This window comes from Flavobacterium sp. (assembly GCF_035195345.1).
Classification (GTDB): domain Bacteria; phylum Bacteroidota; class Bacteroidia; order Flavobacteriales; family Flavobacteriaceae; genus Flavobacterium.
Window position 1 is genome coordinate 401,528 of the sequence record NZ_CP136574.1, and the last position, 16,883, is coordinate 418,410.

General features: G+C 32.2%; 11 protein-coding genes and 1 tRNA gene. 2 read left to right on the top strand and 10 right to left on the bottom strand.

Annotation, left to right across the window (positions count from 1 at the left end; translation table 11 throughout):
- Positions 1 to 15 precede the first annotated feature (15 nt).
- Together RSE15_RS01885 and RSE15_RS01890 are read right to left on the bottom strand one after the other, a co-directional pair.
- Positions 16 to 3,552, bottom strand: coding sequence for an FG-GAP repeat domain-containing protein (locus RSE15_RS01885; RefSeq protein WP_324069298.1), 3,537 nt, complete (start codon positions 3,550 to 3,552; stop codon positions 16 to 18).
- Positions 3,553 to 4,032: 480 nt separating this feature from the next.
- Positions 4,033 to 4,117 (bottom strand) — tRNA-Ser (locus RSE15_RS01890).
- Positions 4,118 to 4,823: 706 nt separating this feature from the next.
- Here RSE15_RS01890 and RSE15_RS01895 point away from each other — a divergent pair.
- Entirely contained in the window at positions 4,824 to 5,375 is a 552-nt protein-coding gene (locus RSE15_RS01895; protein ID WP_324069299.1) for a DUF6642 family protein, read from the top strand.
- A 17-nt stretch (positions 5,376 to 5,392) separates the two neighbouring features.
- Here RSE15_RS01895 and RSE15_RS01900 read toward each other — a convergent pair whose 3' ends face one another.
- The 6 genes from RSE15_RS01900 to gyrA form a co-directional block, all read right to left on the bottom strand.
- A complete protein-coding gene (locus tag RSE15_RS01900; RefSeq protein ID WP_324069300.1) occupies positions 5,393 to 5,713 on the bottom strand; it encodes a hypothetical protein in 321 nt (106 codons plus the stop codon).
- A 140-nt stretch (positions 5,714 to 5,853) separates the two neighbouring features.
- Complete coding sequence (gene ytxJ, locus RSE15_RS01905; protein WP_324069301.1) at positions 5,854 to 6,189, bottom strand: bacillithiol system redox-active protein YtxJ; 336 nt, start codon at positions 6,187 to 6,189, stop codon at positions 5,854 to 5,856.
- A gap of 170 nt (positions 6,190 to 6,359) precedes the next feature.
- Positions 6,360 to 7,919: a protein adenylyltransferase SelO gene (locus RSE15_RS01910; RefSeq protein WP_324069302.1), complete on the bottom strand. Its 1,560-nt coding sequence runs from the start codon at positions 7,917 to 7,919 to the stop codon at positions 6,360 to 6,362.
- 3 nt (positions 7,920 to 7,922) lie between these two features.
- On the bottom strand, positions 7,923 to 8,681 hold the full coding sequence (gene yaaA / locus RSE15_RS01915) for a peroxide stress protein YaaA (RefSeq protein WP_324069303.1): 759 nt from the start codon (positions 8,679 to 8,681) through the stop codon (positions 7,923 to 7,925).
- 169 nt (positions 8,682 to 8,850) lie between these two features.
- Positions 8,851 to 9,957, bottom strand: coding sequence for a hypothetical protein (locus RSE15_RS01920; protein ID WP_324069304.1), 1,107 nt, complete (start codon positions 9,955 to 9,957; stop codon positions 8,851 to 8,853).
- A gap of 55 nt (positions 9,958 to 10,012) precedes the next feature.
- Positions 10,013 to 12,568, bottom strand: coding sequence for a DNA gyrase subunit A (gene gyrA / locus RSE15_RS01925; protein ID WP_324069305.1), 2,556 nt, complete (start codon positions 12,566 to 12,568; stop codon positions 10,013 to 10,015).
- A gap of 256 nt (positions 12,569 to 12,824) precedes the next feature.
- On the opposite strand from gyrA, the gene RSE15_RS01930 reads away from it, so the two are divergent.
- Positions 12,825 to 15,374, top strand: a complete 2,550-nt coding sequence (locus tag RSE15_RS01930) for an ATP-dependent Clp protease ATP-binding subunit (RefSeq protein WP_324069306.1) — start codon at positions 12,825 to 12,827, stop codon at positions 15,372 to 15,374.
- A 177-nt stretch (positions 15,375 to 15,551) separates the two neighbouring features.
- Here the strand turns inward: RSE15_RS01930 and RSE15_RS01935 are convergent, their stop codons facing one another.
- Together RSE15_RS01935 and corA are read right to left on the bottom strand one after the other, a co-directional pair.
- Complete coding sequence (locus tag RSE15_RS01935) at positions 15,552 to 15,722, bottom strand: hypothetical protein (protein ID WP_008258162.1); 171 nt, start codon at positions 15,720 to 15,722, stop codon at positions 15,552 to 15,554.
- An 82-nt stretch (positions 15,723 to 15,804) separates the two neighbouring features.
- Positions 15,805 to 16,875, bottom strand: coding sequence for a magnesium/cobalt transporter CorA (gene corA / locus RSE15_RS01940; protein WP_324069307.1), 1,071 nt, complete (start codon positions 16,873 to 16,875; stop codon positions 15,805 to 15,807).
- Positions 16,876 to 16,883 lie beyond the last annotated feature (8 nt).

A 16,883-nucleotide genomic window follows, 5' to 3' on the forward strand; every position in this document is an offset into this window, starting at 1 on the left:
TATTAATGCTGTATTTTATTTCTTAATAATTTTTTTTACGAATGTTTTACCCATTGAATCATGTAAAATCAGTGTATAAATTCCTTCACTTAAATTTGAAACATTAATCAACGAAGTTTCTTTTTCTGACAACATCAATTGCCCTAAATAATTATAAATTTCAATAGTTTTAATTGAAACATCATGAGCAATATTCAAAATTCCATTTGTAGGATTTGGATAAACGCTCAATTTATTGGACTCAAAATCAGCTACTGATAAAGTTGAAACAAATGTAGTAGCAACCTGATTTGTTATAATTGGAGGATTAGAATCAAAATAAATTGATGCAGTACCTAATACCGTATCGTTTTCAACAACACTTGATTTTGGTTTTACTTTAAAAGCTACATACCCTTTAGAAGCTTCTTCATTAGTACTAACCGCTGGAAGATAAATAGCATCAAAAATAAAATTCATTAAACTGCCGTTTGATATTTCAACACGATTGGCATGACTCGAACCTTCAAGTTCTATTGTTTCCCAGTCCAGTTTATCGTCAAGTAAAGTGGTTATTAATACTCTTTCGGCAAAATAGTTGCCTGTATTTTGAAATCTAATAATATAATGTAAATACTTATCACTATTATCTATTGCTACTTGTGCACCTTCTAAGACTAACATATCGTTAGGATCATAAGAACCCACAACCTGTTGATTATATAGAATGCTATTATTTTCTGGAGTAATATCATTTGATAGATTATTTTCTAAAGCAAAAGCTATTGTTTCACCAATAGTTACTGTAGGAATGGTATTGACTAAAAAGGTAACCGTAGCTTGAAATGTTTGAAACGGTTGCAAATTAGCTATTTCAAATACCATTGAGTTTAGCGTTTGAGAAATTGGTAAAGGTAAAGCGTTAGCGAAATTAACTTTTTGATTGTTATACTGTAAACCAATAGTTGTGTTTATTAGATTAGTACCTTTGTTTTTGGCTACAATACGATACTTAGCATTAAATCCAGGTCTTGCATCGCCTAATGGATAAAAACTAATTTCTAAGTCATTAAAAAATTGTGTAGGAACCAAACAAAAATTAACAATAGATTCACCAGTATTACTACTAAAAAGACTAGTTTCTGAACTCGGATTAGAGTTAAAATACGGTAAATCGTGGGTAACAGAAGTTGAATAACTACCCGCTTCAACTTTAAAAGAAAAGTTACCAGTTGGAGTCGTAAAAACTGAAATACTTTCGTTAGAATTTGAATCAGTAGTGGTTACTAATACTTGTTGAGCAGCAACGTTACCATTGGTGCATCCATTTAATAAAACATCTAAACTTACATTTCCTTTGATTTGGTTGAAATTAAGTCCTAAATTTTTATACCATGCTACCTCTGAGTTTGTATTATTATCAGTAAAAGCAAAGTCAATATTACCATCAGCATTAATATCTTCTAAAAAATTTGGAGTTGTAACAAGAACTGTAGAATTAAATATGGAACGATATGTAAAAGCGTTATTTCCTATATTTTCATACCATCCAAAAACAGTGTTACCTGTATTAATTTGCGCAAGTATATCTAAATCACCATCATTATCTAAATCAACCAACTTCAATAAATTAAAATCTGCTCCAAGAATAGTCATGTTTTCTGGAGTACCTAAAGTACCATCACTGTTAATGGTTACTGTTTTTAAATATCTTACCCCAATTTGAGTTCTGTAATTATAAACTAAATCATTTAACCCATCTTCGTTCCAATCTGCAATATCAAAATTTTTAGAAGAAACTAGGGTAAGATTGGTTGGATGTAGCGTGGCATAATTGCCTTGTCCATTTGTATTTTCAATCCAATATAAACCCGCTGCATTTTGAGGAGTTGACGTTGAGAGATAAATCATAAAATCTAAATCGCCATCGTTATCCATATCTATTGACTTAATACTTTTAAATGTATTGGTTGGGTAACTAAAAATGTTTGGAGCATCAAAACCATTTCCATTATTTTTAAAAACTTTCAAATCTGATGTAGTTATGGTGCTATTGGTATAGCTATAATATGCAATAAGATCTTTATCGCCATCATTGTCAACATCTTCAGCAATTAGTGTATGCACATTTGAAGTAAATAATGTTTGTTCATTTGAAAAATTCCCTTGTCCATTATTAGTAAGCCATACAATTTTTTCATTTGTAGAACTGCATACTATATCTTTATGTCCGTCATTGTTAGCATCTATCAAGATGACAGAAGTAAAACTTGGTAAACTAGTTGTAATGATATTTGGCAAATCAGAATAATTTCCCACACCGTTATTTTTACGCCAAACTAGTTTTCCAGTATTTCTTGAAGCTAGCACTATATCTTTAGTTCCGTTTCCATCAATATCACCTATATCCCCTAAAAAAGGAAGATTTACATTGTCGTCTATTGCAAATTCTGTAAATGAGGTTGCATTTCCATTGTTATTAGAAAACCACTTTATTATATTATTGGTATCATCAGGAGCCATGATATCCAACTTAGTATCACTATTTATATCAGCAATCAAAACATCTCGGTTTTGTAATACACTATTAGAAATTAGTTGTTGTGTTCCAAAAGTACTACTACCTAAATTTTTATACCAAGTAAGACTATTTGTAAAAGAATTATGTATAATGATATCCACTTTTCCATTATTATCTAAATCTCTAAGTCTTAGTTTAAAATAATCGTTACTAGCAGAACCATTATCAGGTGGAATGTTTAACAATACTTGTGAATTTGAAAAAACATTGTTGTCATTTCTAAACCATTTAATACTTCGAGCTGCTCCATTTTGATATATATTCACAATATCATTATCGCCGTCACCATCAATATCACCACCCATAATATTTCCCATGTTCAACATTCCAGAACTCATGTTGTTACTTGTAGAACCCATATTTTCCGTAAAAGTGGAGGGAAAAGTATTATTTGAATTTTGTTGATAATAAACTACTGCACTTGGGCTTTCATATACAATATCTGGCAATGCATCTCCATTAATGTCAATCGCAGTAAAACGTAGCATAGACGACGATCCCGCTATGGATATGGGAGAAGTAAAAGTACCATTACCATTATTTTTTAATAGTTCAATTGTATATGATGGTGAAGAAGTAACTCTGCACTGAATGATATCAAAGTCGCCATCATTATCCATATCTAGTACTTGCAAACCAATTGTTGAATAGGTTGTGGTACTAATCGTAATTGGAGTACCAAAAGTTCCATTACCATCAAGGTTTTTTACCCAATAGGTCAAAGTGCTTACATAAACAATATCATTATAACCATCTTCATCAATATCGGCAATAAAGATATTTGAAACACCATAGCTTCCCGAGGTATTAACTACTGAATTTGAACTTCCAAAAGTACCATTTCCGTCTATATTTTTAAACCAGCATATTCCTGCATAAGCATCTCCCGACACAATATCAGACAAACCATCACCATTTATATCACCTCTTGCAAGCGTTTGTGGACTTGATGACCCTACATTATTTTGAAGTATATTTTTTTGCCAATCCATTACTGATTGTGTGAAGGCAGATGTTGATATTAGAATACAAAATAAAAAAAGAAGTAGAAGATTACGTAATTTCATAAGAAAAGAGTTTTATAGTAAAAGATTGCAAATTTAATTTAATTATTAATCAAGTTACAAAAATGTTGTTTTTTAATTTGAGTTGTATTTATATTTGCTAAAGCTCTTTTTTCAGCTTTTGGAACTGAAAAAACGTTTCATAACTATTAAAATAAAAATAATTAAAACAGTTGAAAAGATATAAATTGGGTTTATTCCATATTATTAAATTATTATTATTCTTTTGCAGAATTGATAAAGCTCTAAAAATTGTATCAAGAATGGAATTTACAAGCTAAAAACAGCTTAAAAGGCTTGTATTCTTTAGTAAATTGATTTTAAATTGATTGTGGGCTAGAAGTGGACTAGGACAAGAAATAAAAAACCCTAACTAATTGATAGTCAATCGTTAAGGTTTTAAATTTGCGGAGAAAGAGGGATTCGAACCCCCGGACCTGTTACAGTCAACAGTTTTCAAGACTGCCGCATTCGACCACTCTGCCATTTCTCCAAAAAGTCATGCACTACTTCCGTATTGCGAGTGCAAATATAGAATGATTTTTTATTTCTGCAAACGTTTTCAAAAGAAAAAAGTAAAAAAAATACACTTTCCTCTTCACCCCAATCCCAACCATTTGAATGTCAGTAAATAAATAGAACTATTTTTTTAAGAAAAAAATCAAGAATATGAGCAAATTCAAATTCAAAGTCTTCATTTATTCCGTTTTTTTTATCTAAAGTAGTTGAAGAGATACTTAACAGAATAACAAACGACTCCTTTAACCTAATGTGCTCTATAAAAAGTGCATCGCCTCTATGTAGCTCTCTCAAGACAATCTACTTCCAAAAAAAATCGGTGCAGCTCTATGTAATAAACTATGATTCTATGTGTTTTAATTTCAAATTTCAACATTCAAAACAAGTTCGAAACTTCGAAATCTACTCAATTCTTTATAAAAATACTTCCATACTATTTTTAAAACATATAAGCCATATAAGCAAAAAGTATAACGATACGTAGAATAAAGTTCATAAAAGAGTTCTTACTACACCTTTAACATAATGTGCTCTATAAAAAGTGCAACGCCTCTGTGTAGCTCAAGGTAAAAAACGATGTGCCTAGGTATTTTAAAAAAAAATCAGCCCTCATCTGCGCTCCACCTAAGCGGACCCGTGTCATCCGCATACTAAAAATTCAATATCTTTGTAAAAAAACAATGCAATCAAAACTATTTTGCCTAGAAAGCGTTCCCGATGTCACTTCCCAAACAAACAGCATCATCCTACCCTCTTTAGAAAAACTAGCGTTGCGATACAACGTCACCAATGTTTACAATACCTGCGACAGCATAGAAGGATTAGAAGAAATCCTATCCACCCTACTCTACGAAGACCGAAACTTCAATGATTACGAAATCATTTACTTCGTATTCCAAGGAAGCGGCAACAACATCATCATCGATAATTATTTGTATAGCCTAGAAGAAATAGCCGAGTTTTTTGAAGGCAAACTAACAGGGAAACTTATACATTTTGCCAATACTATGCAATTGGAAATAAACCAAGAAACAGCACAATACTTCCTAGATGTAACAGGAGCTTATGCTGTTTCAGGTTATAAAAATAATGTACCATTGTTGAGCACCGTTTTAGACAACCAATTCTTCGCATTATATCAAGAATACGACGACGTAACTGAAATCGTAGAAGAATTGTACCAAAAGCATTTTGCAATAGCAAAAACTATGGGGTTTACATTGTATTATTAAAACGAATTTATCGCTTATTACAACAATAAAATCAATAAAAGAACAATAATTATAATAGCACCAATCGATAAATAAATACCATTTTTACTATCACGCAAAGAAGATTTTATTACTTTCACTTCTTTTCGAAGTGCTTTTTTTTCTGAAGAAGTCATATCAGACTTATCCATTGCTTTTATTTCTTTCAAACGATCTAACTGAACTTGTACATGTGCTGGCACTTCACTTGGCGCAGTAGCAGGTGTGTTTGAAGGATTACTTGCTGCAGCTGTCATGGTGCTTGGAAAGAAACTTATCGACATAATTAGCATCAATAAGTAAAGTGTTGATTTTTTCATAATAGTATAATATTAGCATTAATTTATAACCATAAAATTATATACTTCTATAAACTAAACTATTATACTATTTTTATAAAAAGTTACAAAAATAACAGCTACACAATCCATTTTTAAGGCAGCGATTTAATCAATCAAAACTACAAATACTTCGCAATGTCTTCCGCCTGAATACTATGATGCGAAACACGATATACTACTTCCCCATTCTTTAAAACAATAATTTGTGGCGATTGATGAATCACACTCAATTCCTCAGCAATAAAATTAGAAACACTTCGGTACGAAAGCAAATCCAAATAATTAAAATCGGCTTTAGCAATCAATACATCATTTCCAATAACCAAGCGCTCTTTCGCATAAGCACTTATACCACAGGTCACGCTATCTTTAAAAATAATTTGAGGTTTTTCATTCGATTTATCAACAATTTCTCTTACTTGTTGTTCTGTAGTAATGGGATTCCAGTTTTTCATAGTTTATATTTTTTTGTTAAACACATAGATACATAAGCTATATGTTTTGTTGATTATAGGCGTTTCACTTTTCATAGTAAACAAAAACTATCCGCATAGTTTATCATACTGTCAAGCATCTCTTAAATGTTGAATTTTGATCAACGAATGATGAATTTTGAACTATTGAACTAAGAACTACACGACAACATAGAACACCCAACTTTATCTCGCGCCCAATCTGGTCTTTTAGCAAACCATTTTTCATATTGCGGTTGTTCGTCGTATGGATTTTTAAGCAACGTATATAATTCGTCAATAAGCGTGTAATCTTCTTTCTCTGCTGCTTCAATGGCTAATTGTGCCATGTAATTTCGTAACACATATTTTGGATTAATGGCATTCATGGCTTGTTTTCGTTCTTCATCTGAACCAACTTCTGCTTTAATTTTCTCCAAATACAATTCCGTCCAATGCAACCAACTCGTTTTTAATGTTAATACAATTTTATCGGGTTGATAAAACGCAAAGGTAATTTTAGCGAATGCTTCATCAGAACTATCTGTTTTTACTATATTGGCCAAGTTGCGATAGAAAATGGTCATATCCGTTTCTGAAGCAGTTAACAAGGAAATTAATTCATCTTGAAAAGAAGTATCATATTCTGCTTGTAATCCTAACTTCTGCTGTTGTAGTATTGGAAACTGGCTATCAAATTGCTGACTATAACTATTCAATACTTGTTCCATTGGAGCAATATCTTCAATCAATGGATACAAAGCATTTCCTAATTGTACCAAATTCCACAAAGCAATATCAGGTTGGTTTTTAAAACGATATCTTCTACCCTCAGCATCCGTAGTATTCGGTGTCCAATCTGGATCATAATCTTCCAACCATCCATACGGACCATAATCAATGGTTAATCCCAGAATCGACATATTATCAGTATTCATTACCCCATGAACAAAACCAACACGTTGCCAATGCAACACCATTTCAACGGTTCGATTGACAACTTCCTGATAAAACTGCAAGTACTTTTCTTTGCCAGAAGTATTAATTTCAGGATAAAAATACTGAATCGTATAATCGGCTAACGCTTTTAAATTCTTACTATCTTTTCGAGCAGCAAACAATTGAAAATTACCAAAACGAATAAACGTAGGTGCTACTCTACAAACAACAGCTCCGTCTTCATAAGCGGCATTTCCGTTGTATAAAACATCACGTAAAACTTTGTCGCCAGTTGTCACCAAAGATAACGAACGAGTGGTTGGCACACCCAAATGATACATCGCTTCACTACACAAATGCTCGCGTATAGAAGAACGTAAAACGGCAAAACCATCAGCTGTTCTCGAATAAGGTGTTTCCCCTGCTCCTTTTAACTGTAATGTCCAACGTTGATTATTATGCAGCATCTCAAATAAATTGATTGCTCTACCATCCCCAAGTTGTCCAGCCCAATTCCCAAATTGATGTCCAGCATACGCCATAGCATACGGTTTGGTATCGGGATAAACAGTACTTCCTGAAACCAAATTTAAAAAATCAAGAGATTGAGTTTCTGCTTGAGAAATCCCTAACAATTGAGACACCTCATCGGCAACATGAAGTAATTTAGGACGTGAAGGAACTCGTGGTGACACAAATGAAAAAACAGCTTCAAAGACTTGTCGTCGTGTATTTGAAACATTTGAATCGGCGGGTAATTGCTGATTGAAAGTATCGTTGAGGTGTAATTTCATTTATTATCGTGTAAAAACTAAGGTGTTTCCTTTAGACAAGTTGGCATCAAAAGCATATCCTTCATAATTGAATTGCTTCAAATCATCTATTGTTTCAGCATTGGTATCAATAATATAGCGCACCATCAAACCTCTGGCTTTTTTAGCGAAGAAACTTATCATTTTTAGCTTTCCATCTTTGTAATCTTTAAATTCAGGTGTAATCACAGGAGCTTTCAATGTTTTAGTATCTACGGCAGAAAAATATTCGTTACTTGCCAAGTTGATGAAAAGTTCGTGTTCTTGCAATTCATCATTTAAAGATTGCGTTACTTTCTTTTTCCAAAACTCATACAAGTTCTTTTTTGTCCCAATAGGCAAAGAAGTGCCCATTTCCAATCGATACGGTTGCATTAAATCCAATGGTTTTAAAATACCATACAAGCCCGAAAGAATACGTAATTTATCTTGAAGAACCGGAAGTTTTTCAACCGGAAGTGTGTAGGCATCTAAACCTGTATAAACATCGCCATCAAAAGCATAAATTGCAGGACGTGCGTTTTCAGCAGTAAAAGGTAAAGACCAATTTTTATTGCGCTCCCAATTTAAATCGGCTAACTTTTCAGAAATGTCCATTAATTCCATTAACTGTTTTGGCTTTTTCTTTTTTAAAGCCTTTTGAATGGTTTCGGCCTCTTTCAAAAACAAACTATCGGTATGCTTTTGAACAGGAAGTGGCGATTCAAAATTTAAGGATTTAGCAGGTGATATAACAATTTTCATACGAATACACTTTATAATTGAATAAGCACAAATAAAAACCTTTATGCTTCTATTTTCAAAAGTACGAAATTAAGAAATAGGGTATTTTAGAATACGATAAATAAAAATTATATCGCAATCAATATTTTATTATAATAGAAAATCCCGAAAGTATCGGGATTTTCTATTTTTATTTTATAGTCTTTGCTTTTTCAGGTTGACCTACAATATCATAAGACATCTTTAAAATACTTTTTAAACTTTCATTGGTTGAATCAATTGAATATGCTTTTTCAAAATCTGGTAATGCTTTTGCAAACATTTCTTTTCTTTTCTTAACAAGCTCATCGTATTTTTTTGCATTGTCTCTGGAGCTATTAATTTCATTAACTATTTTTTCCTCATCTGCTAATAATGCGTATCCAGCATTATAATAAATTTGAAATTCTCCTTTTTTTAACTCTTCATCATTCGGCGCTAATTTTCTAGCTTCTGTATAAGTTAATTTTGCTTTTTCAAGCTCATTATTTTGTGAATATATAAGAGCTAATAGTTTTAAAATTTCAAATTTCTTTGATGCATTCTTAACATCTCTAGGCTTTTCATGAGAACCTAATTTTATAAATTGAGAACGTTCTGTTTTCGAATTAAATTCTTCTTCTTTACCATTTGCTATGCTAATTGCATAATAAGTAAAGCCATTATTCAAATAATCACTGCTAGCATATTCTTCATACATTTTTTGAGCTAACTTATAATCTTCACTTTGTACGGCTAAAATTGAAGCATTTTTAAGAGATTTTCCTTCTTCTTTTGGGTCAAAAGTATATAATGAATAAAATAATGCTGAAGCCTCTTTAAACTTTGAAGTATTATTGAAATTCATAGCTAAAGCCGATAATCCTTTCTTGAATTCTGCTTTTTCTTGAATTAATTCCTCTGAATATATTTTTTTTCCTGATTTTGTTTCAAAATCAATAGTTTCATTGATAACAGCACCATATTGTTTTATAAACTCTGGATTATAGAGTTTCATTTGATCTTGCATTGTTGCTTTATCTCCTTTAGAAGCTAATTCAATAGTTGGATACATTACCATATAAAACTTTGCATAAACTTTATCCGATTCTTCAGCCGCTAAAGTATTTAAAGCATCGCTTGCTGTTTTGTATGCTTCTAGATCCTTAACTGAAATAGTTTCTTTAGCATATATTTTTTTTAAAGTTTTTAACTCTTCTTTTTGAGCAAATGTTGCAACCGATAACAATAGTGCTGCACTTAATACTAATTTTTTCATGTTTTTAAAATGTGGGTTAAACAAAAGCCCAAAATAAATTTGGGCCTTATCCTTTTTATTCTTGTGTTTCTTCCTCAGTCGAATCTACATCTGTGTTATTATCTGCCTCATTTATTTCTCCGTTTTCATCTAAAATAACTTCTTCATCTTCGCGAAGCACCTTCGTTACAGCGGCAATAGAATCGTTCCCCTTAATGTTGATTAATTTAACACCTTGAGTTGCTCTTCCCATTACTCTTAAATCAGACACCATCATTCTAATGGTTAAGCCCGATTTGTTGATAATCATTAAATCATCATCGTCAGTTACATTATTAATTGCAATTAACGCACCCGTTTTTTCGGTAATGTTTAATGTTTTTACTCCTTTTCCACCACGATTTGTAATTCGGTACACGTCTTCTCCGTCGTCGTCCACTAATTTGGTACGTTTTCCATAACCATTTTCGGTAACTACTAAAATTTGAGTTTCGTTTACGTCTTCTTTGTTAACGGTTACGATTCCAATTACTTCATCGTTGTCATCAGCTAGAGTAATTCCTCTAACACCAGATGCAGTTCTTCCCATTGGACGTGTTTTTTCTTCTTCAAAACGCACAATTTTACCTGATTTTCCAGCAATTAATACTTGGCTTGAACCGTTGGTTAATTTTGCTCCTAATAACTCGTCTCCATCTTTAATTGTAATCGCCGCAACACCGTTTATACGAGGTCTAGAATATTTTTCTAAAGATGTTTTCTTAACCTGGCCTTGCTTTGTAACCATAATTAAGTTGTGACTCTCAATATACTCTTGGTCTTTTAAGTCTTGTGTACAGATAAATGCTTTAACTTTATCATCACTTTCAATGTTGATTAAGTTTTGAATCGCACGACCTTTACTTGCTTTGGTTCCTTCTGGAATTTCGTATACACGCATCCAGTAACATTTACCTTTTTGCGTGAAATACATTAAATATTGGTGATTGGTTGCCACAAATAAATGTTCTAAGAAATCTTGATCTCTTGTTCCAGCAGATTTTTGTCCAACTCCTCCTCTATTTTGTGTTTTATATTCTGATAACGAAGTACGTTTGATGTAACCTGCATGTGAAATAGTAATTACTACGCTTTCATCCGCAATTAAATCTTCTATACTTACATCGCCACCAGAATATTCAATTCTTGAACGACGCTCATCACCATATTTATCTCTGATTTCTGTCAATTCGTCTTTAATTACTTGCATTCTCATTTCTTTGCTTGCTAGTAATTCTTTTAAATACGTAATCAATTTCATGATTTCTTCGTATTCAGCACGTAATTTATCTTGTTCTAGACCTGTCAATTGTCTTAAACGCATTTCTACAATAGCGCGTGCTTGAATTTCCGATAATTTAAAACGCTCAATTAACTTAGTTCTCGCTTCATCTCCATCTTTAGAAGCTCTAATAATTTTGATTACTTCATCAATATTATCAGAAGCAATAATTAAACCTTCTAAGATATGTGCTCTTTCTTCTGCTTTTCTTAAATCAAATTGAGCTCTTCGAACAACAACATCGTGGCGATGTTCGACAAAATGATAAATCAAATCTTTAAGATTTAACATTTGAGGACGACCTTTAACCAATGCAATATTGTTTACACTAAATGAAGCTTGTAATTGCGTATATTTATAAAGTGTATTTAGAACGACATTAGGAACTGCATCACGTTTTAATTCATATACCACACGCATACCATTTCTATCCGATTCATCACGAATATTCGATATACCTTCAATTTTCTTATCATTAACTAAATCGGCAGTATGTTTGATCATATTTGCCTTGTTTACTTGGTAAGGAATTTCAGTCACAATGATAGCTTCTCTACCATTAACTTCTTCAAAACCAACCTTAGCACGCATTACAATACGACCTCTACCTGTTTTGAATGCTTCTCTTACACCTTCGTAACCATAAATAATACCTCCTGTTGGAAAATCAGGAGCTTTAATATGATTGATTAGCTCATCAATTTCAATATCATGATTATCTATGTAAGCTAAAATACCGTCCACTACTTCCGTTAAGTTGTGAGGAGCCATATTTGTTGCCATACCTACCGCAATACCTGAAGCCCCATTTACTAATAAAGTAGGGATTTTTGTTGGCATAACCGTCGGCTCTTGCAATGTATCGTCAAAGTTTAATTGAAAATCTACTGTTTCTTTATCAATATCCGCCAACATTTCTTCCGAAATCTTTTTCATTCTGGCCTCTGTATAACGCATTGCTGCGGGACTATCTCCATCAACAGAACCAAAGTTACCTTGTCCATCAACCAATAAGTAACGCATACTCCATTCTTGAGCCATACGCACCATTGCGTCATAAACTGAAGTATCTCCATGTGGATGATACTTACCTAAAACTTCACCGACAATTCTTGCGGATTTTTTGTGGGCAGATCGTGAATTAACTCCCAAATCATACATTCCATAAAGTACTCTTCGATGTACGGGTTTCAAGCCATCTCTAACATCAGGAAGCGCTCTTGATACAATTACTGACATCGAATAATCGATGTAAGCTGATTTCATTTCATCTTCAATGTTAATAGGAATTAACTTTTCTCCTTCTGACATAAGTATTTATATTAAAATTATATATTAGTACTAAAACGTGCCAATATACGTCATTTTGAACTTTTATAACAACTTTTACAGCACTTATTTCTACTTATTTATTAACAATTTTGTTTACAAATTGCTTATAAATCTTATATCAGTTTCTTTCTTTTTTCAAATATTTTTTGTCATTTAGCCTAACTGTACTTTATATAAGGTATGATTTTTGTATTTACTTATAGAATGTTGTACTTTTACTTATATTACTAATGCTATGGACGATAATTTTTCACAAAGAGTTAAAGATGTAATAACCTTCAGTAAAGAGGAAGCGTTACGATTAGGTCATGACTTTATTGGCACTGAACATTTGATGCTAGGAATACTTAGAGATGGTAATGGAAAAGCAATTAATATCTTGAATAATTTAGCTGTAGACTTATCTCACTTAAGAAAGAAAGTTGAAATCTTAAGTCCAGCAAACCCTAACGCTATTCAGAATATTGAAAAGAAAAATCTTCACCTTACACGTCAGGCCGAACGTGCATTAAAGACCACTTTTCTAGAAGCTAAGCTTTTTAACAACACCGAAATAAGTACTGCTCACCTTTTACTTTGCATTTTACGCAACGAAAACGACCCAACAACTAAATTGATGGGCAAATTAAAAATTGATTACGAAACCGTTAAAGAACAATATACTGCCATGATGACAAACGAAGACGATTATTTAGAAAACTTACCAAAAGCGGAGTCGTTTAATGACGATTCAGGACAAGATGACAGTTTTAAAGAAAACGCTTTTAACAATCCTTCATCGGGTAATAAAACTAATAAAAAATCAAAAACACCAGTTTTAGATAACTTTGGTCGCGATTTAACCGAAATGGCCGAAGAAGGAAAATTAGATCCTGTTGTAGGGCGCGAAAAAGAAATTGAACGTGTTTCACAAATTTTAAGCCGTAGAAAGAAAAACAATCCACTTTTAATTGGTGAACCAGGAGTTGGTAAATCTGCTATTGCCGAAGGCTTAGCACTACGAATCATTAAGAAAAAGGTATCTCGTAATTTATTCAATAAACGTGTAGTTACACTTGATTTAGCAAGTTTAGTAGCAGGCACTAAATACCGTGGTCAATTCGAAGAACGAATGAAAGCCGTAATGAATGAATTAGAAAAAAATGATGACATAATCCTTTTCATAGACGAAATTCATACCATTGTTGGCGCTGGTGGAGCAACAGGCTCGCTTGATGCTTCCAACATGTTTAAACCTGCTTTGGCTAGAGGTGAAATTCAATGTGTAGGTGCTACAACATTAGACGAATACCGTCAGTATATTGAAAAAGATGGCGCATTAGAACGTCGTTTTCAAAAAGTTATTGTAGAACCAACTACCGTTGAGGAAACGATCACCATTTTAAACAATATCAAACCTAAATACGAAGATCATCACAATGTTTTATATACTCCAGAAGCTATTGAAGCATGTGTTAAACTAACTAATCGTTACATGACAGATCGTTTTCTTCCAGACAAAGCTATTGATGCTTTAGACGAAGCAGGTTCTCGAGTTCATATTATTAATATTGATGTTCCTAAACAAATTTTAGAATTAGAACGCCAGTTAGAAGAAGTGCGCGAACTTAAAAATACGGTCGTTAAAAAACAAAAATATGAAGAAGCAGCTAAACTTCGTGATGATGAAAAACGCATCGAAAAAGATTTAGCTATAGCGCAAGAACAATGGGAAGAAGATTCTAAAAATAATAAAGTAACAGTAACAGAAGACAATGTTGCCGATGTGGTTTCTATGATGACAGGAATTCCTGTTAATCGAATTGCACAAACTGAAAGTAATAAGTTAGCTCACTTACCTGAACTTATTAAAGGTAAGGTAATTGGACAAGATGAAGCTGTTATGAAAATTGCTAAATCAATCCAAAGAAATCGTGCGGGTTTAAAAGATCCAAACAAACCCATTGGTTCATTCATTTTCTTAGGTCAAACTGGCGTTGGAAAAACACAATTAGCTAAAGTTATTGCAAAAGAATTATTCGATTCTGAAGATGCTTTAATTCGTATTGACATGAGTGAATACATGGAAAAATTCGCTATTTCTCGTTTAGTGGGAGCGCCTCCGGGATACGTAGGATATGAAGAAGGCGGTCAATTGACAGAAAAAGTAAGAAGAAAGCCTTACTGTGTGGTTCTTTTAGACGAAATTGAAAAAGCACATCCTGACGTATTCAATATGATGCTTCAAGTTTTAGACGATGGTCATTTAACCGATAGTTTAGGACGTAAAATCGATTTTAGAAATACAATTATAATCATGACTTCTAACGTTGGTGCACGTCAGTTGAAAGACTTTGGAACAGGCGTTGGATTTGGAACTGCAGCAAAAAATGCACAAACAGAAGAACATTCAAAAGGAATTATTGAAAACGCTTTGAAGAAAGCTTTCGCACCTGAGTTTTTAAATAGAATTGATGATGTAATTGTCTTCAATGCGCTAGAAAAACACGATATTGATAAAATTATCGATATCGAAATGGATAAATTATATTTAAGAGTAAAAGAATTAGGCTATACACTTAAGTTATCTGAAGCTGCTAAAGATTATATTGCCGACAAAGGGTTTGACAAACAATTTGGAGCCCGTCCATTAAAAAGAGCTATTCAGAAATATGTAGAAGATGCTTTAGCTGAGGAAATTATTACTTCAAAAATACATGAAGGCGATCAAATTTTTATGGATTTAGATGAAACCGCTCAGGAACTCAAAATTGAAATTAAAAAATTAGAAGAACCAAGCAAATAATAATCAATATGTTTATTTTCATTTTACAAACAAATAATTAAAATAGGCAGACAACTACGCAGAGATGATAACGGTAGTGAAGGAGATTTTATAAGAAGACCCTAATTCTTGAAGTACTGACAATAAAAAAAGTCCCGATTTAATCGGGACTTTTTTATTTTAAAAATTAAAAGGAAATTATCCTTCTAATTCAGCTTGTCTTTTAGCTCTTTTCTCTTTAATCAATTCCATAATAGCTCCGCCCAACCAATAGTGAACAAATCCTACTAAGAATATCATCAACCAAAAACCAATAGTTAATATGGTTAAGAAAAGTAAAAAACCTAGGTACTGTTGAAATTCAAACATAATATTTTCCGGAATTTATGAATTCTTGCCAAAGATAATAGGAATATTTATTTTGAACAATAGAATCTGAATTATTTTTCAACTAAAACCACTTTTTGATTTTAAAATAAATAAACATTCCAGCAACAACCGCCAACATAATTCCCCAAATAATAAAATAACCATACTCCCATTCTAACTCTGGTAAATTTTTAAAATTCTGTCCATAAACCCCAACTATGAATGTTAACGGTAAAAAAAACATCGATACAACGGTCAATGTCTTCATTACCTGATTCATTTTATGATTTTGAGCCGAAAAAAAGTAATTTGACGTACTGTCTAAAGTGATTAAATCAGAGTCTATTTGTTCTAAAAGTTCTAAACATTTTTGATGTAATCTGGAAAAGAACGTAAAATTCTCAGGTTGAATGTCATTAAAAACATTATCGTCTTTAATACTCTTAATAGAGTACAATGAATCGCGCAATGGAATAATTGATCGTTTCAAGAAATTAAAATTATCCCGATGTTTTTCAATTAAAGCTAAAACCTCTGGATTGGTATTTTCTTTAGACAAATCTATTAAATCATCCACTTTGTTTTCTTCACTCTCAATAGTAATGTAAAAATTTTCTATAATAGCATCCAGCAATAAATACAACAAATAATCGGCTCTTTTTGTTCTCACTACACCCGAATTCGTTCTAATTCGTTCTCTAATATGTGTAAAAAAATCACTCCTTTTCTCTTGAAACGAAATTAAAACATTGTCTTTTAATAAAAAACTAATTTGTTCCACATTAATATTATCAGAGGCTTTTAAAGGTAATAACGACTTTACATTAAAAAATAAAATATCATGATATTCTTCAATTCTTGTTCGCTTAGTAGTATTTAAAATATCTCCTATAATAAAATAATCGGCTTCAAACTTTGCTCCTACTTTTTCAATAAATGCATGATTATTCAAACCATGAATATTGATCCAATTTACTTTAGTAGCCTCCACACTTGAATCAATATCTTGAGGTTCTAGTTGCTGATATTCTGTAACATCATTTAAATCATATACAAACATTTGCATTTCTGTTGCAACATCTTTATGAATCCCTGTATATTCAAGTGTACTAGACTGAACTTTTCTTCCTTTTTTATATTTAATTTTTCTCAAAACAAACA

Coding starts and splice junctions, on each gene's coding strand:
- gyrA (WP_324069305.1), bottom strand. CDS start 12,568: ATGTCAGAAGGAGAAAAGTTAATTCCTATTAACATTGAAGATGAAATG.
- RSE15_RS01895 (WP_324069299.1), top strand. CDS start 4,824: ATGCAATCAAAACTATTTTGCCTAGAAAGCGTTCCCGATGTCACTTCC.
- RSE15_RS01935 (WP_008258162.1), bottom strand. CDS start 15,722: ATGTTTGAATTTCAACAGTACCTAGGTTTTTTACTTTTCTTAACCATA.
- RSE15_RS01885 (WP_324069298.1), bottom strand. CDS start 3,552: ATGGATTGGCAAAAAAATATACTTCAAAATAATGTAGGGTCATCAAGT.
- RSE15_RS01930 (WP_324069306.1), top strand. CDS start 12,825: ATGGACGATAATTTTTCACAAAGAGTTAAAGATGTAATAACCTTCAGT.
- RSE15_RS01910 (WP_324069302.1), bottom strand. CDS start 7,919: ATGAAATTACACCTCAACGATACTTTCAATCAGCAATTACCCGCCGAT.
- ytxJ (WP_324069301.1), bottom strand. CDS start 6,189: ATGAAAAACTGGAATCCCATTACTACAGAACAACAAGTAAGAGAAATT.
- yaaA (WP_324069303.1), bottom strand. CDS start 8,681: ATGAAAATTGTTATATCACCTGCTAAATCCTTAAATTTTGAATCGCCA.
- RSE15_RS01900 (WP_324069300.1), bottom strand. CDS start 5,713: ATGAAAAAATCAACACTTTACTTATTGATGCTAATTATGTCGATAAGT.
- RSE15_RS01920 (WP_324069304.1), bottom strand. CDS start 9,957: ATGAAAAAATTAGTATTAAGTGCAGCACTATTGTTATCGGTTGCAACA.